The following is a 17,827-nucleotide window of genomic DNA, read 5'->3' on the forward strand; positions in this document are numbered from 1 at the left end:
GGCAGAGTAGGTCCCATGTCCACGTCCACGTACGAGACCATGCCGTTCCACCTGGAGACCGAGCGGCTGATCCTGCGGCCGTGGGCCGAGTCGGACGCCGCCGAGTTCTGCGCGCTCCTCGCCGAACGCGGCAAGGAGACGCCCACGGTCGAGCACATCCGGACGGCCATCGCCAAGCTGCTCACCGCGACGGAGTCCACAGGGATCGCGCTGTTGCCCATCCAGCGCCGTGTCGAAGGCGACTTCATCGGCTACTGCGGGTTGATCATCGGCCGCTCCAGCGTGGAGGAGCCCGAAATCGCGTACGAGCTGTTCCAGCGCGCGCAAGGGCGTGGCTACGCCACCGAGGCGGCCGGCGCGGTGCTCGACGCCGCTGTCGCGACCGGGCGGAAACGGCTCTGGGCGACCGTCGGCGCGTGGAACACACCGTCGTTCCGTGTCCTGGAGAAGCTCGGGTTCGAGCGGGATCACGTCTCCACGGAGGACAGCGGTGAAGTCGTATGGCTCACCCGCTCGTTGCCGTGACGCGGGGTCGGTGGTCGGTGGTCAGTCGACGGAGGCCATGAAGCGCAGCATCCTGCGGTTGGTCTCCTCCGCGTGGTCGATCTGCGGTCCGTGGCCCGTGTCGGAGATGATCTCGGCTCGGGCGCCGGGGACCAGGCGAGGCACCCGCTCCGTCTGCCGCCGCGGGTGCACGAGGAGGCTTCGCCTGCCGAGCACCAGGTAGAGCGGGGTCCGGACGGTGGACAGCTCCTCCTCGGACAGGGGAAGCGGCGCCGGGCGGCGGACGCGGTAGGCGCGAACGGCGGTTCTGATCATCGTGCGCAGTTCCGGCACGACGAGGACCGGCTGTTCCAGCCAGGCCGCCAGTCGCGGGCGCAGTGCCTTGGGCGCGAAGGTCGCGAAGAGGCTGGCGAAGATCCAGACGAAGAAGCGCAGCCCCACTTTCTCCAGGCCGCCGGGGTCGAGCAGCGTGACCGAGGCGAGGCGACCGGGCCTGCGATGCGCCTGGTTCAGGGCGAGCCAGCCGCCGTAGGAGGAGCCGACGAGGTGGACGCGGTCGAGTCCGAGCCCGGCGAGGGTCTCGTCCAGCCACCGCGCGGCGTGTTCGGGTTCGTGGATGGCCGCGCGCTGCACGCTGCGTCCGGGATCGCCCGGGGTGTCGATCGCGTAGACCGGCCGCTCGGCGCTGAGGGCCGGGGTGTTCGGGTACCACATGGCCGAGCAGGTGCCCGACCCGTGGACCAGGACGACTGGAGTGCGGGATCGGGCCGCCTCGCTCGCGGGCCCGTAGCGGTAGACGTGCGTGGTACCGAAGGACGTCTCCACGTCCTCTTCCGCGAGCGCGGGCGCGCTCAGGGCGTAGACCGCGTCGCAGGCCGTGAAGTACCGCTCCCGCCAGGTATCGCTCACGTAGCGGCCGACATCGGCTTGGGTGCGGGCAGCGGTCTCGGGCATGGCCACCTCCGGCGTCTCGGTTTCGTGATACGAACGTACCACGATGATGATACAGCTGTATCATCAAAAGGTCCCACGGAACCAGAGCAGGACCAGAGCAGGTACGACGAGCGGAGAACGGCCGATGCCCAAGCGCGTGGACCACGCGGAACGGCGTACCGAGATCGCCGAGGCCCTCGTCCGGGTCGCCGGACGACGCGGACTGCATGCCGTGGGGATGCGCGATGTGGCGGCGGAGGCGGGCGTATCGCTGCGGCTGGTGCAGTACTACTTCGAGACCAAGGAGAAGCTGCTGCTGTTCGGGCTGGAGCATCTGGCGGCGAGATTCGGGGAGCGGGTCTCCGCCCGGGTACAGGCCGCCGGAGACGATCCCGGTCCGCGCTCGATGATCGAGGCGCTGCTGACGGCGGCGCTGCCGACGGACGACGAGAGCCGCACCTTCCACCACCTCTACACGTCGTACGCCGTGCTGGCCGTGCACGACCGGGCGCTCGCGGCCCAGCCCTTCATCAAGAACCCCGACGCCGCCGAAGACGCCCTGACCGGACTCCTCCGGCAGGCGCAGGACGCGGACCTGCTCGAACCCGGCGTGGAACCACGGCTGGAGGCGACCGCCCTGCTTGCCATGTCCGCGGGACTCGGCACCGGCATCCTCGTCGGCCAACGCGATCCGGAGTCGGCCATCGCGGTCCTGGACCACCACCTGAACCGGGTCTTCCGCACCGATGCCGCGACCGTGCGTTCCACCGGCCCGGCATGATCAGCGAGCGGACGGATCCTGGTCCGGCGGACGGACCCTAGTCCGGCGGACGGACCCTAGTCCGGCGGACGGACCCTAGTCCGGCGGACGGACCCTAGGACCCTAGTCCGGCGGACGGATCCTGGCCTTGCCGGACAGACCCTAGTCCGGCGGTCGGCTCAGGAGCTGTCGGGACGACTCGAAGCCGAGCCGTTCGTACACCGGCACCGCCTTGCGACCGGAGTGGACCGTCACGCGAAGGGACCCGAGACGTGCCGCATGCTCCGAAGCGGCCGCCACGAGTGCCGAGCCGATCCCCCGACCTCGCTGCTCCGGCCTGACGAAGACGCTCTGGATGTCCGCGGACAGCCGACTCGTCGCTCCGGGTCTCGGCACGCGAGGGACGAGCGCGACCCAGGCCATGCCGACGATCTCGGGTCGGCGGAGCCGGGCCACGAACGCCGGATGCGAGTCCTGACGGTCGGACCACCACTGTGCGAGCTCCGCCGCGAATGCCACGAACGCGTCGACGGACCGCTGTTCCGGCTCCTCCCCACAGGTGTCCAGCCACAACAGCCGGGCAAGGTCCACGGTGTCGTCCGCATTCGCCTGGCTGATCCTCACGAGGTGGGTCCAGGCACGGTTCGGATCATGTGGTCGAGGTGGTGGTGACCGGGGTCCGGGGTGGCAGGCCGGTGCGGCCGTACGATCCCGGTCGGGAGCTTCGTGAGCCGGTCGTCCGCGAGCATCAGTACCTGGTGTTCGGTGTGGCGCCAGACCAACTCGGGTTCCTTTCCTGGCTGTTGACGCCAGAGGTTCAGCGCGTACGGCACGGCATGATCCCTTCCTCGGTGTGTCGACGGATCGGGCGAAGAATCGCAGCAGGAGGTGCCGTACGACCGCTGCGAGCCGCTCCGCGGGGGAGTCCGGGTCTGGGTCCGGCTGCGGCTGCAGCTGCAGCTGCAGCTGCAGCTGCGGACAGTGCAGCCCGCGGCAGGCGCGGGGCAAGGACCAGCATGCCCGGAACCGTCATGAGGGCGAGCGCCGCCAGGGTGCGACCCATGGAGCCGCGCTCGACACCTCGAACGGCAGCGAGGCGAGGGTTGTCGGTTCACCGCCGTGGAGACATCTGTCAGTCGGTCGTGCCGAAGGCTGCTCGCGACGCCGCCGAGGCAGGTGCTGCCGGCGATGCGGGAGGCCTGCGCGGGCACGTTGCTTTCCACCACCGGAGCGGGCTCCATCGACCCCCTCCCCCGTCTACTGGGAGCTGCACACCACCAAGCGCGACCAGGCCGAACTCGTCTTCAGTCTCTAAGAACTGTGGCCAGCCAGTGTCCAAGGGGGCGCGGCCAACGTTCACTTGGCGGCCGCGTCCGGGCCGGGGACTCGCGGCGGGCGCTCGCTCTGTGGCAGACCGTCGACGACCAGGTCGTAGGAGTGCTCGACCGCATCGTTGATCAGTTGCTTCGTGATGCCCCGCCCGGGCCCCAACGAGATCCAGTGCCGCTTGTCGAGGTAGCGGCCCGGGGTGATCGAGGCGTACCCGCGTTCCAGTGCCCGCGCGTGCTCGGGCTCGCACTTGACCGTGATGATCTGTTCCTCCGGGTCGTCGGTGACGATCAGGAACACCTTGTCCGCGACCTTGTACACGTCGAGTCCGGGGGTGAAGGGGCGGCCGTGGCTGACGTCGGGGAGGGCGAGGGCCGCCTTGCGAGCGGTGTCCTGGAGGCGGTCACCGGCCGCGCTCACCAGCCCGCCCGAGTGCCGGTGCCGTAGGTGCGCGGGTCGACCGGCTGATCCGCCTTGGGCAGGTGGGAGACGACCAGCAGGTAGGAGTCGGTGACGAGTTCCCTGACGAGCTTGTCGTCGACGCCTGTCCCGCCCTCCAGCGTGATCCAGTGCCTCTTGTTCATGTGGTAGCCGGGGGTGATGTGGCTGTTGTGTTCCCGGAGAGCCTGGGCCTCGCCTGGGTCCGCCTTGAGGATCACGACGGGGCGCCCGGGGACCTCGGTCATCAGCATGAACACCTTGCCGCGCACCTTGAAGACCTCCCAGTCCGGACCGAAGGGATGCTCCAGCTGGGCTGCGGGAAGTTCCTGCGCGCACTCGGCGGCGAACGTCTGCAGGGTCGATCCGTTCATGAGTGTTTCCTTCCTCGGGGATCGGAGGGACAGAACCGAGGCGTCCTGGTCAGGCCGCCGGGCGGTGAGGGATCGGACGCGGGCCTGTCACCGGTGCTGTGCGGTGCGCAGCTCGTCGGTGAACCGGGCGAGGATGTCCTCGGCCGTGGGGACGGGGCCGAACAGCTGCTCCTGGCGGCGGGGGTCGGCGACGTAGCGTCCGGTGTCGAACCAGCCGAACATCGCGGCCATGTCCCTGACCACCGGGTTGAAACGGCCGACGACGGCTCCTGCGGCGCGGACGACGACGGAGGGGACGGCCCACACCTTGATCTTCCTTCCGGCCCGGTGGCCCATCAGGTCGGCCACCTCGCGCATGCTGACCGGACGGTCCCAGCCGATGTCGATGCGCTCACCGGCCTCGGCATCGGCGTCGACCGCGGCCGCCAGGTACGCCGCGAGATCGGAGGTGCGGACGAAGGTCAGCGGGACGGTGGCCTTGGACATCCAGATCAGACGGCCCTTGTCGAGCGGGTTGCCCGCCATGGTCGCGACCTGGTCGAGGAACGCCCCCGGGCGCAGGGCGACGAAGGGGACGCCGAGCTGTTCGAGCTTGTCCTCGGCGAGCTTCTTGTGCCAGAAGTGCGGGACTTGGGGCGTCTGGTCGCTGGTGAGGATGCTGGTCAGGACGAACCGCCGGATGCCGGTGCGGTGGGCGGCCTCGGCGAGGTTGGCGTTGCCGAGGGTGTCGATGTCGTGGGCGTTCTTGCCGCCGCGGGTGTAGCCGGCGGCGGTGGTGATGACGGCGTCGGCGCCGTTCATGGCGGCGACGAGCGAGTGGAGGTCGAGCATGTCGCCGCGGGCGATCCGAACGCCCCGGCTTTCGAGCCGGCCGGCGTCGGTGGTCGGCCTCACCAGGGCGCGGACGTTCTTGCCGCGTGCCAGGAGTTCGTCGACGACCTTGCTCCCCAGGGAGCCGGTCGCCCCGACGACGAGGACAGGGAGGGCGGTTGAGTCGGTGGCAGGCATGGGAGTCTCACTTTCCATCAGGCCGGTGGGCGGTGGCTGCGGGCATAGGCGCCCACGTGCCGGGCGGGGCTGAGGGAGGCGGGCCGTGGTGGCGCATCCGTAGCGCGCCTCGCCGCCACGTGCCGCGTGCCGCGTGCCACGTCCGGAACATCCGGTACGGGGTGGGTGATACGGCCTGGCTGGAGGTGGTCGCGCCGCATGCGGGACGGTGTGCACCCCAGTCCGCGTGCCCCTCATTCATGTGTGGTGTGGCGTACGCGGACTGAGGTGCACACCGGGGAGTCAGGTGGACTCTTCCCCGGGCAGCGCGCGGTTGCTGATCGCCTCGGTGATGGCGTAGGCGGTCTCGACGAAGGACTCCGCCTGCTGCTCCGACAGATTCCGGGCGGTGGTCTCCTCCAGGGTCTGCCACAGGGCCGTGATGGGCTCGCGCATCGCCCGGCCCTTGTCGGTGAGGTGGACCACCATGACGCGCCGGTCGTGTGCGGCCGGCTCGCGGATGACCAGGCCTGCGTCCTGCATACGGCGTAGCGCCTTGGAGATGGTGGAGTGGTCCACGCCGAGGCATTCGAGCAGTTCGGACTGGGACTGGCCGTCCCGGTCAAAAAGGTGCATCAGCACCAGTTCCTGTCCGGGATGCAGGTCCATCTCGCGCAGCAGGGCGGCGGCGTAGGCGCGGTGGGAGCGGGCGAGTTGGAAGATCGCGTAGCTCATCGGTCCCGCGTCGGCCGTCGTGGGGATGCGGGGTTCGGGGGTGGGCATGTTTCGCTTCCTCAGCCGGTGTGGGTGGGGTAGTCGGCGTAGCCGGCCACCCCACCGCCTGGAGAGGCGGTGGGCGGGCGTGCTCAGTCGACGGTCAGGACGAGCTTGCTCCGCACGTGCCCGGCGACGCTGGCCGACTGGGCCGTGCCCGCTCGGCCGAGCGGGCAGTGCTGACGGTGGTGACGGTGGTGACGGTGGTGACGAGCTTGCCGGCTCTCGCAGCTTGCGACTGGGGCCGCTCACTGTGCGGGGAGTCGGACGATCGCCTGGCTGCACGGCTTGCGCCGGCTGCGGATCCGCTGGGAACGACGCGACGACATCCACGAAGCCTTCCTCGGCTTCGCCGCCTGTCTCATCACTCACGCCGCGTCCAACGCCCAGCTCCGCGAGACGGCTTTGTCAGGACTTCCTGAGCCAGCGTTGCAGCGCCTCGGGCACGTTCGTCGGATGCGAGCTGAAGCTCAACCGGATGTCGGGCTGGAGGTCGATGAGCACGTTGACGATCCGTTCGAACAGGACGGTGTACTCCGGGACGTTCTTGATGCCGCCGCCGATGAGCACCACCCCGAACGAGCGCCCGTCGAACAGTCGGCGCAGCTCGGCCTCAGCCTCGTCGGGGTCCAGGCCGACATAGCCCTCCTCGCCGTCGATGCCTGTGGCCCGGAGCGCGGCCCAGTTGCGCTTCCTCATGGCGACCAGCTCTTCGAGCGTCGTGACCCCCGGCGGGAAATCGTCCGACGAAAGCGCATCAGGGGTGATGCCGAGGGTCAGCACGCGTTGATTGATCGGGGGCTTCACTTGAGAGTTCTCGTGGGACATGGGGTCGCTCCTCCAAGGCAATATGGCCCCCTCCGACGGCACGCCCATGGGGTCTCCTCAGTTCGGTGGGGGAGGTTCCAGAGAAAGTGTGGCTAGCCACATGATTAACGTAGCAGCAATCATGTGGCTAGCCAAGTATTCGCAAATGCGAGGACCGAGGTGGCTCCTACGGCTCACTTCGGTGTGTACCGATCACTTGTATGCCGACCACGTAGACGAACACGGCGACCGCAGCGCGCGAGAAAGGGTCAGCACCCCCTCGGTGCCACGGTCTACCGCATCCCCGCCGGTCGCCGAGATGCGCGGCGGCCCGCTCCGGCTGGTAATCGTTGAACGCCCGCTCGTAGAACGCGATGACGAGCGCCTTGTTGTCGGCAGCGGACACGAGCTTCTCCCGCTCCCCGGGTGCTGGGTCGCGTGTCAGACGGTCATGGCGTCGCGGACGAGCGCGGTGTCGACGAACTGCTCGAAGCGGACGATGTGTCCTGCGCGTACGACGAAGTGGTGGGCGACGCGGACGGCGATCGGCTTCCCGGTCGCCTTGTTGGTCGCGGTGTAGCGGGCGAGGACGACGACGTTCTCGCCGTCGACGACGTAGGTGTCGTCGTGGGCGGTCCAGCCGTCCCAGTCCTGGCCGAGCTTCTCCATCACGCCCGCGGTGACGCCGTCGGGGGTCCGGTACGTGCCGGCGAGGGGGAAGCCGGCCATCTCCGTCCACTCCACGTCGGGGGCGAGGGTGGCCCGAAGCGCCTCCAGGTCACCTGTCGCGGAGGCGAGGTACTGACGCCGTACGACGTCGGCGGGGGCGGTGGAGGTAGCGAACTCGGCCATGGTCAGCCCCACTTCATTTCACCCTTGGCGACCTTCGCGCCGATCTGGGCGGCGATCAGCATGCCGTTGTCGGGGTAGCGCTTGACCAGCGCCTCGGTCAGCGTGGCGCCGTCGGCTGCCGCGGCGAGCTCCTCCTCGAAGGCGAGGAGGTACTCGCGGGTGGCGGTGATGGCGGACGCGTCCGCCGCCGTACCGGGCAGCCGGTGGCCGGGAACAACCAGGTCGGGCTGGAGGGCGGCCATCTCGTCGAGCAGGTCGATCCACGCGGCACGGTCGCCGGGGGTGGGGGTGTCGGCGACCCACACGTGCTCCTGCTGGAAGAGCAGGACGCCACCGAGGAGGGCACGGTGCTCGGCCTGCCACAGGTAGTGGCGGTCGGGCAGCGCGGCCGGGCCGCCCTTGAGCTCGAAGCGGTGGCCCTCCAGGGTCAGGGCGTCGCCGGTCAGCGGGGTGAGGTCGACCAGCCGGGTGGGCAGGTTCGGGCCGAGCGCGGCCCACGCCTTGAGCTTGCCCTCGTAGGAGTGCTGGATGTGCTCGATGACGATCGGCGTGGCGACGAACTTCGCCTCGGGGAAGGCGTCGGCGATCACCTCGGCGCCGAAGTAGAAGTCGGGGTCGGCGTGGCTGACGAAGACGGTGGTGAGCTTCTTGCCGGAGTCGAGGATCTCGGCGGCGAGGCGGTGGCCGTCGGCGCGGGTGAAGGCGGCGTCCACCAGCAGGGCGTCGTTCTCGCCGGTGACGAGGGTGGCGGTCTTGTTCTTGCTGCCGGCCGGGAAGTCGAGGTCGAGGACCTTGAAGGAGAGGGGGCTCATGCGGGGGCTCCTTTGCGCAGGGGATGGGGTGGGGGCAGGGGAAGGTCAGTTGGTGGCGAAGCGTGCGTCGACCTCGTCGGCGGTGGCCTGGCCGTAGGCCAGCGGGGTGACGGAGTCTCCGTCGACGGCCAGCAGAGTGGGGAACCCGGTAACGCCGAGCTGGACCGCGCGGCGGAAGTCGGCGTGGGCCGCGGTCTGTGCGTCGGGTGCTTCGAAGGCGGCAACGACGGCATCCGCGTCGAGCCCGGCGGCCTGGGCGACCTTCCGGTAGGTGGCCGCCTCGGACAGGCTGAGTCCGTCGACGTAGAACGCGGCCTGCAGGGCCGCGGCCAGCTCCGCCGCGCGGTCGGGGGCGATCTGGCGCAGGGCGGCGACACCGCGGGCGGCGGCATCGGAGTCCATCACGAACGAGCCGTCGGCGATCAGCTGCTCGTAGGCCGCGCCGAACTCGGCGCCGGTCAGCTCGGCGATCTTGGCGTTCGCGCCCTGGACGTAGCCGAACTGGCGGATGGGCACCTGCCGCGATCCGGTGAACAGGCCGCCGGAGACGACTTCGACCGGCAGTTCGGGGTGACGGGCTGCGACCTCGCTCAGTGTTCCGGAGAACCCGTGCGACCAGCCGCAGTAGGCGTCGAAGACGTAGACGAGCTTCATCGAAGACCTCGGCAGGGATGTGCGCCCGCGGGTTGCGGGCGATTCACCTGACAGAACAGTAACTGACGCGTCAGATATTTCAAGGTTCGTGTGAGGTGAGGCACATGAGTGTGGCTGACCACGTCAGTACACCACCGCGGCCGCTGGTCCGCAGGTCAGGGCAGTCTGGGCAGCAGGTCCCGGGCCGTGTGGCTGAGGATGCGGAGATCCTCCGCGAACCGCTTTCGGTCCGCTGCGGGCAGCGGGTCCACGAGGTACCGCTTGATGTTCTCCAGGTGGACGCGGGACGCGCGTACGACCGTCTCCTCACCCAGCGGCGTCAGCCGCACCAGCTTTCCGCGCCGGTCGTCGGGAGAGTCCGCGCGCGTCACGAAACCCGCCGCCTGCATGCGATCCACCAGCCGGGTGGCACCGCCCGTGGTCAGGACCTGCTCCTGGGCGATGGCCCGCATCGAAAGCCCCGGCTCGCCCGCACGCCCGAGGATCAGCAGCACCTCGAAGACCAGATGGCTGATGCCGCACTCCACCTCCAGCGCCCGGCCGAGGATGTACTCCAGCCGGTTCGCCGCCCCCTGCAGCCGCCCGAACGCCAGGATGAGCTCATGGTCGGCGGCCTCCTTGGCCGTCCTGATCTCAGCTTCCTCACCCACGGCAGCGCCGCCCCTCTCGTTGTCCCGGTGCCACCGTACCGATCACGTAGGGGCAGGCAGGCCGGCCGAGTCCGCTGGGCCGGTCGCACGACCGCAGCCCCCCCTATTTCAGCGGCGCCATCCGCTCCTGGGCGAAGCTTCGGTGTTTCTCTTGCCAGCCGTCGAGGGAGACTTGCGGACCTCGGCGAGGTAGCGGTGCAGGGCGCCGGCGGTGGTGTCCACGAACTCCTCGGGGATGGCGTCCGCGTCGACCCAGCAGACCTGGGCGTGCTTACGTGGCTCGCGGTTCTCCGGTTCTCCGGTTCTCCGGTTCTCCGGTTCTCCGGTTCTCCGGTTCTCCGGTTCTCCGGTTCTCCGGTTCTCCGGTTCTCCGGTTCTCCGGTTCTCCGGTTCTCCGGTTCTCCGGTTCTCCGGTTCTCCGGTTCTCCGGTTCTCCGGTTCTCCGGTTCTCCCTCATCCGCTCACGCATCGCTCACGCATCACGTGCCGCCGAGCAGCGGCTTCATGGGAACCACCGGGGCGACACCGACAGCCAAGGCGCGCGGTCGTGGGGAGGCCGAGTGCTAGGCCGGGCCGCCGAGGTCGTGCGCAATCCAGCCCGGTGCATCCGGGCGCACGGGCAGGGCGCCGACCAGCGTGGCCAGGTGCGTCTCAAGGGCCGCGAGCTCGGCAGGACCGATCTGCAACTCCCACTGGCCGCGCAACTCGTCGAAGATCGCTTCACCTTGTCGCAAGCACTTCGAAGCCAAGCGCGGTGACCCGAAGGCGTTTGCGGCGAGCGTCAAGGGGGGGGGTCCGTGCCACGTGTCCACGTTCCTGCAGGTCTGGTCCAGCTGTGAGGCTGTCAGGCGTCGCACCGATATCGTCGGCGCCTTCCCGGACCGTACTGTCCTGATCCGGCTGGTCGGCGCGGTGCCGGCCGAGCAGAACGACGAATGGACCGAGACCCCCTGGACTGGCACGGCGTCGACCACTCGGAGCGGGACGCCAACACCGGCGCCGACCTCACCGACGCCTCCACACCGTCACGGACAAGGCGGGCAGCTTCTGCGCGATAGCCCGATGCCTGCTCCGGCATCCCGCTGTGTCCGGTCCCCGGGCGGGGCGGCCCGGGGCAGCTGCCCGGCTGACCGCGTCACCGGGGGAGACGCCTGCGACGGCGGCCCAGGCGCAGGCCAAGGAGGACGAAGTCGGCGACCAGAACCACCACACCGATGACCAACAGGTAGAAGAGGCCCTTCGCCACCACACCGATGATGCCGAGCACGACGGCCACAAGGACCAGTAGGAGAAAGAGAGCCATCGGTGTCACCTCATGGTGGGGCGCATTGGTGGGGGCATCAGCGGCGGGCGAGGCGACGTTCGCCGCCCTCACCAGTTCGGTAGGCGAACTCGTAGTGGGCGAAAACCGTCTTCTCGTCCTCCGCGAGCAGTTCGCCGTCCGTGCCGATCGAGGGTGCTTCCTTGACCCGCTTCTTGTCGTAGGCGACCTTCAGATAGCCGGGACCGACCGTCGCATCGCCCAGGGGGACGAACACCAGCCGGTGCCGGGTCGGCAGGCCGACCATGACCGTCGCGAACGCGGGCTGGTCTGTGGCCGTGTCCACGTAGACCGCCTCCAGGACGCCGATCTTGTGCTGCTCATGGTCGACCACGTCGTGGCCCCGCCATTCCCTGATGTCTTGCGCCTCGAACACGGCAGCCCCTCTGTCGCAGGTCAGCTGAAGACCGCTGGCGTCACGTTCTCCTCCCTCCTTACCTGTCCACGGAGCGTCACACCCTTCAGAGCAGCCAACTTGTAGGCCGGACGGCTGATGACCTTCACGCGCGGCCGGAACGCTGTCGCGGTCAGTAGGCGGCCAGGGAGATGGCGACGTAGTGCGCGGTGAAGGCCGCCACGGTCAGGGCGTGGAACACCTCGTGGAAGCCGAACCAGCGGGGTGAGGGGTCGGGGCGCTGGAGGGCGTAGACCACCGCGCCGGCACTGTAGAGGAGCCCGCCGGCCACGATCAGGATGAGTACGGCCGCTCCCCCGGTGTGCAGGAAGTCGGGCAGGTAACGCACCGGCGCCCATCCCAGGGCCACGTAACACGGGGTGTACAGCCAGCGCGGAGCTCCGACCCAGAAGACCCGGAACGCGATACCGGCCAATGCGCCCGCCCACACGATCCACAGCAGCAGGGACCGCTGGTCCGGCGGGAGGAGAAGCACCGCCAGGGGTGTGCAGGTGCCGGCGATGATGAGGAAGATGTTGGCGTGGTCGAGACGTCGCAGGAGTGCCTCGCCGAGCCGCCCCCAAGTGCCACGGTGGTAGATCGCGCTCGTTGCGAACAGCATCCAGGCGGTGACCGAATACACGGCGCAGGCCAGGGCCGCCTGCGGGGTGCGGGCCAGGCAGACGAGAACGATGCCTGCGATCAGTGAGGCGGGGACCATCGCGGCATGGAGCCAGCCACGCAGCCTCGGCTTGATCGGTTCGGCCAGGTCGGCCGCCCGCTTGACCAGAGCGGCAACCGGATGACCTTCTTTTTCTGCTTCATCGTCTTCTGGTCCGACGGGCGGCCGGTCTTCCCGACTCTCCGCGCTCCGTGAGGCGCCGTGAACGTGTTCGGCTTCAGCGGCGTCGCGGGACACGGCTCCTCGTCCCCCCTCGGACTCCTGGGCATCACCGGCGATCATGGGGTCATGCTAGAAGGCGGCACCGGGACGCCCTTCCGGGAGGTCGGTCGCGAACCTGACGTCCACGTCGTCGGCATGGTGGTCCGCAGCCGTTTCAACTCCGGCCCTCGTTGACACTGCCGTCAATTGACGGGATCTGTGGTGCACAGCATCAGGGCCGCGCAGCAACGGCTGGGCGACCCTGATGTGTTGAGTGAATCTGGGGCCGGCGTGACCTCGGCCGCAGAGTTCTTGAGGTCCGGTCCCCGTTCCCTGCGTCCGGGTGAGCAGCACGGCGCGCGCAGTCGGCGGCAGTCACGGACGCGGCGTGCGGGATCCGTCGGGCAGGGCTGCGAGGTCAGGCCGGGCTGATGTTTTCCGCCTGGGGGCCCTTCTGGCCCTGGGTGACGTCGAACGTCACGACCTGGCCCTCCTGGAGCTCACGGAAGCCCGAGGAGTTGATCGCGGAGTAGTGCGCGAAGACGTCCGGACCGCCGCCGTCCTGGGCGATGAAGCCGAAGCCCTTCTCCGCGTTGAACCACTTCACAGTTCCCGTAGCCATGTCTCATGCCTTCCAGTCGATGAATGCCTTCCACTCCGTGTGGAAGGCGGAGGTGATCGCCCTGGTCCCTGCGGCACAGCACAGCAAAACGCCCACGCCAGGAGCGTGGGCTATAGGGAACTCCGAACCACGACAGCTGACGCAGACGCTACACGCCCACACACCGCGTCACCAGGGAAAGCGATCACCCCGAACACCAGGACCGGGAGATACGGGGGTGCCCGCCGATGCCGACGGGCCCCGTCTCAGGCCGTGGTCGTCGGGTTCGACGATTCTGCGGCGCGGCGGTGTTGTTCGTTGATGCGCTTGGCTTCTTCGAGCTGGTCTTCGAGGATGATGATGCGGCAGGCGGCCTCGATGGGGGTCCCGTGGTCGACGAGTTCCCGGGCGCGGGCGGCGATGCGCAGCTGGTAGCGGGAGTAGCGGCGGTGGCCGCCGGTGGAGCGGAGCGGAGTGATCAGGCGGGCTTCGCCGAGGGCGCGGAGGAAGCCCTGCGTGGTGCCGAGCAGTTCGGCGGCTCCGCCCATCGTGTAGGCGGGGTAATCGTCGTCGTCGATACGGCCGAAGGAGTCGTCTGCTGTCATTTGCACCTCTCTGTGGAACGCGTCGAGGGGCCTTGGTGCCATTTGGCACCAAGGCCCCGAAGGAACTGCTACACCATCTGCCGGCCCTCGTACTGCGCCGGCCCTCTGTTTCCGCAGACCCGACCGGCATGCTGCCGGGGCTGCTGGGATCGCGGTTGCTTGACCGGAGACCACCTCACTATCGATGTCCTGCGGTACCCGGGTTCAAGATGTCGGCCCGGGCGATCCTGATGGCGCTCGGCTCCTCCGTTCTTCCCTCTGGGATCAACTGCTTACAAGCGGGGGTACTGCGCACTACTGGTGATACGTACTGCTGATGATGCGAACTGCTCAGCGGCCTGTGACAGCGCCGCTCTTCGGCAGCCAGCCCCGTCGCCCGTCCTGCGTCTACCCTGGCTTGGAACCCCACTGCCGAACCTCCCGATGCGCGCGTCCGCAGCCGACGCCTTCACCGAGGTACCGCTCACTCACTTCACTGCTGGATACCGCGAACTGCACTTTCGGGTACTGCCACTGCGGTCCTGCTCACGGCGGCCCCTGATCACTGCGGGCCCCCCGGTACGGTCGCCAGTCGCGTCGCCGTCCTGCAACCGCTCTGGCTTCGCGACTCCACCACCGCACCGTCCTGCGAACTTCACTTGCATGTACCGCTCTGCCCGGCAGTTCGTGTCTGCCAGGCCCTGCTGTCTCTCTGGGCTACGAGAGAACCATAACCACGCCCTCGCCCCAATGTCTACTCCGACAAACACAGATTTCCGCGCGTTCGACAGAGAGGCAATCCACCTCGAACAGCGGCAGGCGCAGGAGGAACGGCCGTCACCGCCTGGTTAACGGACCACAGGCGAGGGAACGCGACACGGCAGGCAGAACCGGACATCGACGATCCAGAGACCGGGGAGACCTGATGAACACGATGAGCGTCAACGTCGCAACCGTCCGCTCCGCGACAACCGTCGCCCGCACACGCGAAAGCACCCGGGACTTCCTCGGAGGTCTCCAACGTCCGATCGCAGCCGAGGACGCCGACACCGTGGTCCTGGTCGTCTCGGAGCTCGTCACCAACGCCCTGCGGCACGGCGGCGGCACCTGCACCCTGGACCTGACCGCACACCCCGACAGCATCGAGGTGACCGTGCACGACCACAGCCCCGAGATGCCGCGCATGCGCACCCCCGACCTGAACGACGGCACCGGAGGCTTCGGCTGGCCCATGGTCAACCGCCTCGCACGTACCACCGCGGTCACCCGCCGGGCGGACGGCGGCAAGACCGTGAGCGCCCTCCTGGCCCGGTAACGCCACCGCTGAAGCAGCCGGACGGCCGGCAAATACAATCTGACCCATGTCGAAGCATGACGAGTTGCTCGTTGACGTCGCCACCGTGGTGGAGTCCGGGCAGAGCAACCAGATGTCCCTGACCGTGGTCACCGGCGGCGCTGTCATCACCGGCCGGCTGGCTCCCGAAGCCGTGTGGAGGCGGAGGGTGTCGGAGGTTCTGACGGATTCCGCCCGCCTGGGAGAGTTCTCCGCCGTGTTCGACACCCCCGCGAAGGAGGACGGGCCACCCACTCATCTGCACTTCCACGTCGCCCGAATTCTTCAGGGCACGGTGGGGATCCCGGAGACGGGCGGGATGTACCGGGTTGCGATCGACGACGTCAGCGCCTGGACCGTGGGCGACTTCAGCTATTCCGACCACTGATATTCCGGCCGCCGAGGAACCACGGCGACGGGAACCCGTCGCACGCAGTGTGGGCCCGGCCGACTTGCGTCGGCCGGGCCCACTGCTGTTCAGGTGTCGGCGCGTGCCTGTCGCGTCGGTCAGGCGGACACAGGAGTGCCGAGCATCGCGGAAGCCTGCCGGAGCGAGCCGAGGATGCCTACGGGTACGGCCTCGGGGAGGGCGCGGCAGGTGAAACCGAGCTTGGTCATCGCCCGGCGGACTTCGTCGACGCTGAAGTCGCGGCGGTCCTGGCGGGTGATGACCTGGCCGACCTGCTTGACGGGGTAGTGACGGCGGCCGATGATCACGGACTCACCCATGACCTGCTCGGGCTTGATGCCCTTCATCGATTCCAGCACACCGCTCTTGGTGAGCTCGAAGGGGAAACGGGCGATGACGCAGCGCATGGGGCCTCACAGGGAGAAGGGGAGAACGGTCCGACCAGGTGAGGCGGATCAGCGGGAGAGGGCGAGGACGCCCGGGGCGCCGCCTTGCCCGTCGGCCCCCGGCAGGGCACCGAGCCGCCGACGGGAGCGCATCGCGTGCTCGGCTTCGGCCATCGTCATCACGGGTGACGTGAACGACCGGTGGTCGCCGAGGATGTCGCGCAGGCGGACGCGGTCCGTGTAGGCGGAGTTGTCGCGCACGGCGGTGAGTTCGGTCCGGGTGACCAGGCCGGTGCACTGGCCGTCCTGGTCGCAGACGACCAGTCGGCCCGTGCGGGCGGCGGTCATGACGGACAGCGCCACCTCGACGCTCATGTCGTCCCAGACCTGCGGTCCGGCCGCCTCCATGACCTCAGTCGGCGTCCTGTGCACAGGGCCCGCGTTCGCCGGGCGGGGCTGCGTCTGAACCAGCGTCAAAAGATGCCTCCTGCAGAGATGGGTCAGCTTCCTGATCACGAAGGTTCTAGGCCGCCGCACCGGCGACGGACTGGCGTACGGGCCCGCGCCGTGCTCCCGAAGAGGGGCGGCGCCGGCCCCGGGAGGAGGAGGCGCTGCGCTTGGGGCGTTCGACGACCGGAGCGGTGATGACGACCGGGATGCCGGACGGAGCCTGGGCACCGGTGATGCGGTTCAGTTCGGCCTCGCCGGAGCGGACCTCGGTGATCTGCGGCCGGATCCCGGCGTCCGACATGAGGCGGGCCATGCCGCGTCGCTGGCCGGGTGTCACGAGGGTGACGACGCTGCCGGACTCGCCGGCACGCGCGGTACGGCCACCACGGTGGAGGTAGTCCTTGTGGTCGGTCGGCGGGTCGACGTTGACGACCAGGTCGAGGTGGTCGACGTGAATGCCTCGCGCCGCCACATTGGTCGCCACCAGCACGCTGACGTGCCCCGTCTTGAACTGCGCCAGTGTGCGGGTGCGCTGCGGCTGCGACTTGCCGCCGTGCAGCGCGGCGGCCCGGACCCCACTGTTGAGGAGGTCCTGCGTCAGCCGGTCGACGGCGTGCTTGGTGTCCAGGAACATGATCACCCTGCCCTCGCGGGCGGCGATCTCGGTCGTGGCGGCGTGCTTGTCGGCGCCGTGGACGTGCAGGACGTGGTGCTCCATCGTCGTGACCGCACCGGCCGACGGGTCGACCGAATGCACGACGGGGTCGGTGAGATAGCGGCGCACCAGCAGGTCGACGTTACGGTCCAAGGTGGCGGAGAACAGCATCCGCTGCCCCTCCGGACGCACCTGGTCGAGCAGTGCGGTGACCTGCGGCATGAAGCCCATGTCGGCCATCTGGTCGGCCTCGTCCAGCACCGTGATGCCCACCTGGTTCAGACGGCAGTCGCCACGGTCGATGAGGTCCTTGAGCCGGCCCGGGGTCGCGACGACGACCTCGGCGCCGCCTCGCAGCGCACTGACCTGCCTGCCGATCGACATCCCGCCCACCACGGTGGCCAGCCGCAGCCTGACGGAACGGGCGTACGGAGTGAGCGCGTCGGTCACCTGCTGCGCCAGCTCACGCGTCGGTACGAGGATCAGTCCCAGCGGCTGGCGGGGCTCGGCACGCTGTCCGGCCGTGCGGGCGAGCAGGGCGAGGCCGAAGGCGAGGGTCTTGCCGGAACCGGTGCGCCCGCGGCCCAGGACGTCACGGCCCGCCAGAGTGTTCGGCAACGTCGCACCCTGGATCGGGAACGGTGCGGTCACACCCTGCCTGCCGAGTTCGGCCAGCAGTTGCTCGGGCATGTCGAGATCGGCGAAGCCTTCAACAGCAGGCAGCGCGGGGGTGATCGTCTCGGGGAGCGCGAACTCACCCTGCACCGCGGCGGGCCGGCGGCCGTAGCCGCCGGAACGGACAGGCCCGCCGGAACGGCGCGGTGCCGACGAGCCGTAGCGGCTGCCGCCCTTCCCTGCGTCGGCGCTGCCATTACGGGTGCGGGCGGAGCGGTCGTTCGTACGTGTGCGGTTCATGCGGAACCTTCCTCGATGTGGC

28 protein-coding genes and 3 pseudogenes are annotated in these 17,827 nt (G+C 69.1%); 8 read left to right on the forward strand and 23 right to left on the reverse strand.

Annotated features, from left to right (window positions below):
• Nucleotides 1-15 precede the first annotated feature (15 nt).
• Nucleotides 16-525 (forward strand): GNAT family N-acetyltransferase, encoded by a 510-nt coding sequence (locus OG588_RS22020; RefSeq protein WP_405948796.1) that lies wholly within the window; start codon nt 16-18, stop codon nt 523-525.
• Nucleotides 526-546: 21 nt separating this feature from the next.
• Here the strand turns inward: OG588_RS22020 and OG588_RS22025 are convergent, their stop codons facing one another.
• Nucleotides 547-1,458 carry an alpha/beta fold hydrolase gene (locus OG588_RS22025; RefSeq protein ID WP_405948797.1) on the reverse strand — a complete coding sequence of 304 codons (912 nt, stop codon included), beginning with the start codon at nt 1,456-1,458 and terminating at the stop codon, nt 547-549.
• A 124-nt stretch (nt 1,459-1,582) separates the two neighbouring features.
• On the opposite strand from OG588_RS22025, the gene OG588_RS22030 reads away from it, so the two are divergent.
• Nucleotides 1,583-2,218, forward strand: a complete 636-nt coding sequence (locus tag OG588_RS22030) for a TetR/AcrR family transcriptional regulator (RefSeq protein ID WP_405948798.1) — start codon at nt 1,583-1,585, stop codon at nt 2,216-2,218.
• Nucleotides 2,219-2,359: 141 nt separating this feature from the next.
• Here OG588_RS22030 and OG588_RS22035 read toward each other — a convergent pair whose 3' ends face one another.
• The 6 genes from OG588_RS22035 to OG588_RS22060 all read right to left on the reverse strand — a co-directional run bounded on the left by OG588_RS22035 (nt 2,360) and on the right by OG588_RS22060 (nt 6,108).
• Nucleotides 2,360-2,821: a GNAT family N-acetyltransferase gene (locus OG588_RS22035; RefSeq protein WP_405948799.1), complete on the reverse strand. Its 462-nt coding sequence runs from the start codon at nt 2,819-2,821 to the stop codon at nt 2,360-2,362.
• Complete coding sequence (locus tag OG588_RS22040; protein ID WP_405948800.1) at nt 2,818-3,030, reverse strand: hypothetical protein; 213 nt, start codon at nt 3,028-3,030, stop codon at nt 2,818-2,820. Before OG588_RS22040 ends, OG588_RS22035 begins: the two co-directional genes overlap by 4 nt.
• A gap of 523 nt (nt 3,031-3,553) precedes the next feature.
• The gene (locus OG588_RS22045) at nt 3,554-3,946 is read right to left on the reverse strand and encodes an MmcQ/YjbR family DNA-binding protein (RefSeq protein ID WP_405948801.1); all 393 of its coding nucleotides are present in this window, start codon (nt 3,944-3,946) and stop codon (nt 3,554-3,556) included.
• Entirely contained in the window at nt 3,943-4,338 is a 396-nt protein-coding gene (locus tag OG588_RS22050; RefSeq protein ID WP_405948802.1) for an MmcQ/YjbR family DNA-binding protein, read from the reverse strand. The genes OG588_RS22045 and OG588_RS22050 overlap by 4 nt, the downstream gene beginning before the upstream one ends.
• A gap of 87 nt (nt 4,339-4,425) precedes the next feature.
• On the reverse strand, nt 4,426-5,346 hold the full coding sequence (locus tag OG588_RS22055; RefSeq protein WP_405948803.1) for an SDR family oxidoreductase: 921 nt from the start codon (nt 5,344-5,346) through the stop codon (nt 4,426-4,428).
• Between the two features lie 282 nt (nt 5,347-5,628).
• Nucleotides 5,629-6,108, reverse strand: a complete 480-nt coding sequence (locus OG588_RS22060; RefSeq protein WP_405948804.1) for a MarR family winged helix-turn-helix transcriptional regulator — start codon at nt 6,106-6,108, stop codon at nt 5,629-5,631.
• A gap of 255 nt (nt 6,109-6,363) precedes the next feature.
• Between OG588_RS22060 and OG588_RS22065 the strand changes: the two are divergent.
• Nucleotides 6,364-6,465 (forward strand): annotated as a pseudogene (locus OG588_RS22065) (IS5/IS1182 family transposase); the annotation flags it as partial.
• Between the two features lie 42 nt (nt 6,466-6,507).
• Here OG588_RS22065 and OG588_RS22070 read toward each other — a convergent pair.
• From OG588_RS22070 to OG588_RS22105, 8 genes and pseudogenes are all read right to left on the reverse strand, one after another.
• The gene (locus tag OG588_RS22070) at nt 6,508-6,927 is read right to left on the reverse strand and encodes a hypothetical protein (protein WP_405948805.1); all 420 of its coding nucleotides are present in this window, start codon (nt 6,925-6,927) and stop codon (nt 6,508-6,510) included.
• Nucleotides 6,928-7,093: 166 nt separating this feature from the next.
• Nucleotides 7,094-7,312 carry a hypothetical protein gene (locus OG588_RS22075; RefSeq protein ID WP_405948806.1) on the reverse strand — a complete coding sequence of 73 codons (219 nt, stop codon included), beginning with the start codon at nt 7,310-7,312 and terminating at the stop codon, nt 7,094-7,096.
• 35 nt (nt 7,313-7,347) lie between these two features.
• Entirely contained in the window at nt 7,348-7,758 is a 411-nt protein-coding gene (locus OG588_RS22080) for a nuclear transport factor 2 family protein (protein WP_405948807.1), read from the reverse strand.
• Between the two features lie 2 nt (nt 7,759-7,760).
• A complete protein-coding gene (locus tag OG588_RS22085) occupies nt 7,761-8,570 on the reverse strand; it encodes an MBL fold metallo-hydrolase (protein WP_405948808.1) in 810 nt (269 codons plus the stop codon).
• Between the two features lie 45 nt (nt 8,571-8,615).
• Nucleotides 8,616-9,224 carry a DsbA family protein gene (locus tag OG588_RS22090; protein ID WP_405948809.1) on the reverse strand — a complete coding sequence of 203 codons (609 nt, stop codon included), beginning with the start codon at nt 9,222-9,224 and terminating at the stop codon, nt 8,616-8,618.
• Nucleotides 9,225-9,379: 155 nt separating this feature from the next.
• On the reverse strand, nt 9,380-9,874 hold the full coding sequence (locus tag OG588_RS22095; RefSeq protein ID WP_328825881.1) for a MarR family transcriptional regulator: 495 nt from the start codon (nt 9,872-9,874) through the stop codon (nt 9,380-9,382).
• A gap of 103 nt (nt 9,875-9,977) precedes the next feature.
• Nucleotides 9,978-10,177 (reverse strand): annotated as a pseudogene (locus OG588_RS22100) (hypothetical protein); the annotation flags it as partial.
• Nucleotides 10,178-10,437: 260 nt separating this feature from the next.
• Nucleotides 10,438-10,608, reverse strand: coding sequence for a hypothetical protein (locus OG588_RS22105; RefSeq protein ID WP_405948810.1), 171 nt, complete (start codon nt 10,606-10,608; stop codon nt 10,438-10,440).
• Between the two features lie 109 nt (nt 10,609-10,717).
• Here OG588_RS22105 and OG588_RS22110 point away from each other — a divergent pair.
• Nucleotides 10,718-10,813 (forward strand): annotated as a pseudogene (locus OG588_RS22110) (transposase); the annotation flags it as partial.
• A 196-nt stretch (nt 10,814-11,009) separates the two neighbouring features.
• On the opposite strand, the gene OG588_RS22115 reads toward OG588_RS22110, so the two are convergent.
• From OG588_RS22115 to OG588_RS22125, 3 genes are all read right to left on the reverse strand, one after another.
• On the reverse strand, nt 11,010-11,177 hold the full coding sequence (locus OG588_RS22115) for a hypothetical protein (protein WP_405948811.1): 168 nt from the start codon (nt 11,175-11,177) through the stop codon (nt 11,010-11,012).
• A 37-nt stretch (nt 11,178-11,214) separates the two neighbouring features.
• Nucleotides 11,215-11,571, reverse strand: coding sequence for a PRC-barrel domain-containing protein (locus tag OG588_RS22120; protein WP_405948812.1), 357 nt, complete (start codon nt 11,569-11,571; stop codon nt 11,215-11,217).
• Nucleotides 11,572-11,722: 151 nt separating this feature from the next.
• Complete coding sequence (locus OG588_RS22125) at nt 11,723-12,379, reverse strand: hemolysin III family protein (protein WP_405953184.1); 657 nt, start codon at nt 12,377-12,379, stop codon at nt 11,723-11,725.
• Here OG588_RS22125 and OG588_RS22130 point away from each other — a divergent pair.
• Both OG588_RS22130 and OG588_RS22135 read left to right on the forward strand, forming a co-directional pair.
• Nucleotides 12,317-12,466 (forward strand): hypothetical protein, encoded by a 150-nt coding sequence (locus OG588_RS22130; RefSeq protein WP_405953417.1) that lies wholly within the window; start codon nt 12,317-12,319, stop codon nt 12,464-12,466. The genes OG588_RS22125 and OG588_RS22130 overlap by 63 nt on opposite strands.
• 6 nt (nt 12,467-12,472) lie before the next feature.
• A complete protein-coding gene (locus OG588_RS22135) occupies nt 12,473-12,667 on the forward strand; it encodes a hypothetical protein (RefSeq protein ID WP_405953418.1) in 195 nt (64 codons plus the stop codon).
• Between the two features lie 223 nt (nt 12,668-12,890).
• On the opposite strand, the gene OG588_RS22140 is transcribed toward OG588_RS22135, so the two are convergent.
• Together OG588_RS22140 and OG588_RS22145 are read right to left on the reverse strand one after the other, a co-directional pair.
• A complete protein-coding gene (locus OG588_RS22140) occupies nt 12,891-13,094 on the reverse strand; it encodes a cold-shock protein (protein WP_266771059.1) in 204 nt (67 codons plus the stop codon).
• Between the two features lie 245 nt (nt 13,095-13,339).
• Nucleotides 13,340-13,678: a MerR family transcriptional regulator gene (locus tag OG588_RS22145; RefSeq protein WP_405948813.1), complete on the reverse strand. Its 339-nt coding sequence runs from the start codon at nt 13,676-13,678 to the stop codon at nt 13,340-13,342.
• 904 nt (nt 13,679-14,582) lie between these two features.
• On the opposite strand from OG588_RS22145, the gene OG588_RS22150 reads away from it, so the two are divergent.
• Both OG588_RS22150 and OG588_RS22155 read left to right on the forward strand, forming a co-directional pair.
• The gene (locus tag OG588_RS22150) at nt 14,583-14,972 is read left to right on the forward strand and encodes an ATP-binding protein (RefSeq protein WP_405948814.1); all 390 of its coding nucleotides are present in this window, start codon (nt 14,583-14,585) and stop codon (nt 14,970-14,972) included.
• 46 nt (nt 14,973-15,018) lie between these two features.
• Nucleotides 15,019-15,378 (forward strand): hypothetical protein, encoded by a 360-nt coding sequence (locus OG588_RS22155; RefSeq protein WP_200677240.1) that lies wholly within the window; start codon nt 15,019-15,021, stop codon nt 15,376-15,378.
• 119 nt (nt 15,379-15,497) lie between these two features.
• On the opposite strand, the gene OG588_RS22160 is transcribed toward OG588_RS22155, so the two are convergent.
• The 3 genes from OG588_RS22160 to OG588_RS22170 are packed head-to-tail and all read right to left on the reverse strand — an operon-like array spanning nt 15,498 to nt 17,805.
• On the reverse strand, nt 15,498-15,806 hold the full coding sequence (locus OG588_RS22160; protein ID WP_405948815.1) for an SCO5918 family protein: 309 nt from the start codon (nt 15,804-15,806) through the stop codon (nt 15,498-15,500).
• Between the two features lie 48 nt (nt 15,807-15,854).
• Nucleotides 15,855-16,262 (reverse strand): CBS domain-containing protein, encoded by a 408-nt coding sequence (locus OG588_RS22165; protein WP_405948816.1) that lies wholly within the window; start codon nt 16,260-16,262, stop codon nt 15,855-15,857.
• A 46-nt stretch (nt 16,263-16,308) separates the two neighbouring features.
• A complete protein-coding gene (locus OG588_RS22170; RefSeq protein ID WP_405948817.1) occupies nt 16,309-17,805 on the reverse strand; it encodes a DEAD/DEAH box helicase in 1,497 nt (498 codons plus the stop codon).
• Nucleotides 17,806-17,827: the final 22 nt, after the last annotated feature.

It is taken from the genome of Streptomyces prunicolor (assembly GCF_045162825.1).
Lineage (GTDB): Bacteria > Actinomycetota > Actinomycetes > Streptomycetales > Streptomycetaceae > Streptomyces > Streptomyces prunicolor.

Excerpts from the sequence above, each read along its gene's own strand:
- OG588_RS22020 (WP_405948796.1), top strand. The coding sequence starts at position 16 with ATGTCCACGTCCACGTACGAGACCATGCCGTTCCACCTGGAGACCGAG.
- OG588_RS22025 (WP_405948797.1), bottom strand. The coding sequence starts at position 1,458 with ATGCCCGAGACCGCTGCCCGCACCCAAGCCGATGTCGGCCGCTACGTG.
- OG588_RS22030 (WP_405948798.1), top strand. The coding sequence starts at position 1,583 with ATGCCCAAGCGCGTGGACCACGCGGAACGGCGTACCGAGATCGCCGAG.
- OG588_RS22050 (WP_405948802.1), bottom strand. The coding sequence starts at position 4,338 with ATGAACGGATCGACCCTGCAGACGTTCGCCGCCGAGTGCGCGCAGGAA.
- OG588_RS22055 (WP_405948803.1), bottom strand. The coding sequence starts at position 5,346 with ATGCCTGCCACCGACTCAACCGCCCTCCCTGTCCTCGTCGTCGGGGCG.
- OG588_RS22060 (WP_405948804.1), bottom strand. The coding sequence starts at position 6,108 with ATGCCCACCCCCGAACCCCGCATCCCCACGACGGCCGACGCGGGACCG.
- OG588_RS22070 (WP_405948805.1), bottom strand. The coding sequence starts at position 6,927 with ATGTCCCACGAGAACTCTCAAGTGAAGCCCCCGATCAATCAACGCGTG.
- OG588_RS22080 (WP_405948807.1), bottom strand. The coding sequence starts at position 7,758 with ATGGCCGAGTTCGCTACCTCCACCGCCCCCGCCGACGTCGTACGGCGT.
- OG588_RS22085 (WP_405948808.1), bottom strand. The coding sequence starts at position 8,570 with ATGAGCCCCCTCTCCTTCAAGGTCCTCGACCTCGACTTCCCGGCCGGC.
- OG588_RS22090 (WP_405948809.1), bottom strand. The coding sequence starts at position 9,224 with ATGAAGCTCGTCTACGTCTTCGACGCCTACTGCGGCTGGTCGCACGGG.
- OG588_RS22115 (WP_405948811.1), bottom strand. The coding sequence starts at position 11,177 with ATGGCTCTCTTTCTCCTACTGGTCCTTGTGGCCGTCGTGCTCGGCATC.
- OG588_RS22130 (WP_405953417.1), top strand. The coding sequence starts at position 12,317 with ATGGAGCCAGCCACGCAGCCTCGGCTTGATCGGTTCGGCCAGGTCGGC.
- OG588_RS22140 (WP_266771059.1), bottom strand. The coding sequence starts at position 13,094 with ATGGCTACGGGAACTGTGAAGTGGTTCAACGCGGAGAAGGGCTTCGGC.
- OG588_RS22145 (WP_405948813.1), bottom strand. The coding sequence starts at position 13,678 with ATGACAGCAGACGACTCCTTCGGCCGTATCGACGACGACGATTACCCC.
- OG588_RS22150 (WP_405948814.1), top strand. The coding sequence starts at position 14,583 with ATGAACACGATGAGCGTCAACGTCGCAACCGTCCGCTCCGCGACAACC.
- OG588_RS22155 (WP_200677240.1), top strand. The coding sequence starts at position 15,019 with ATGTCGAAGCATGACGAGTTGCTCGTTGACGTCGCCACCGTGGTGGAG.
- OG588_RS22160 (WP_405948815.1), bottom strand. The coding sequence starts at position 15,806 with ATGCGCTGCGTCATCGCCCGTTTCCCCTTCGAGCTCACCAAGAGCGGT.
- OG588_RS22170 (WP_405948817.1), bottom strand. The coding sequence starts at position 17,805 with ATGAACCGCACACGTACGAACGACCGCTCCGCCCGCACCCGTAATGGC.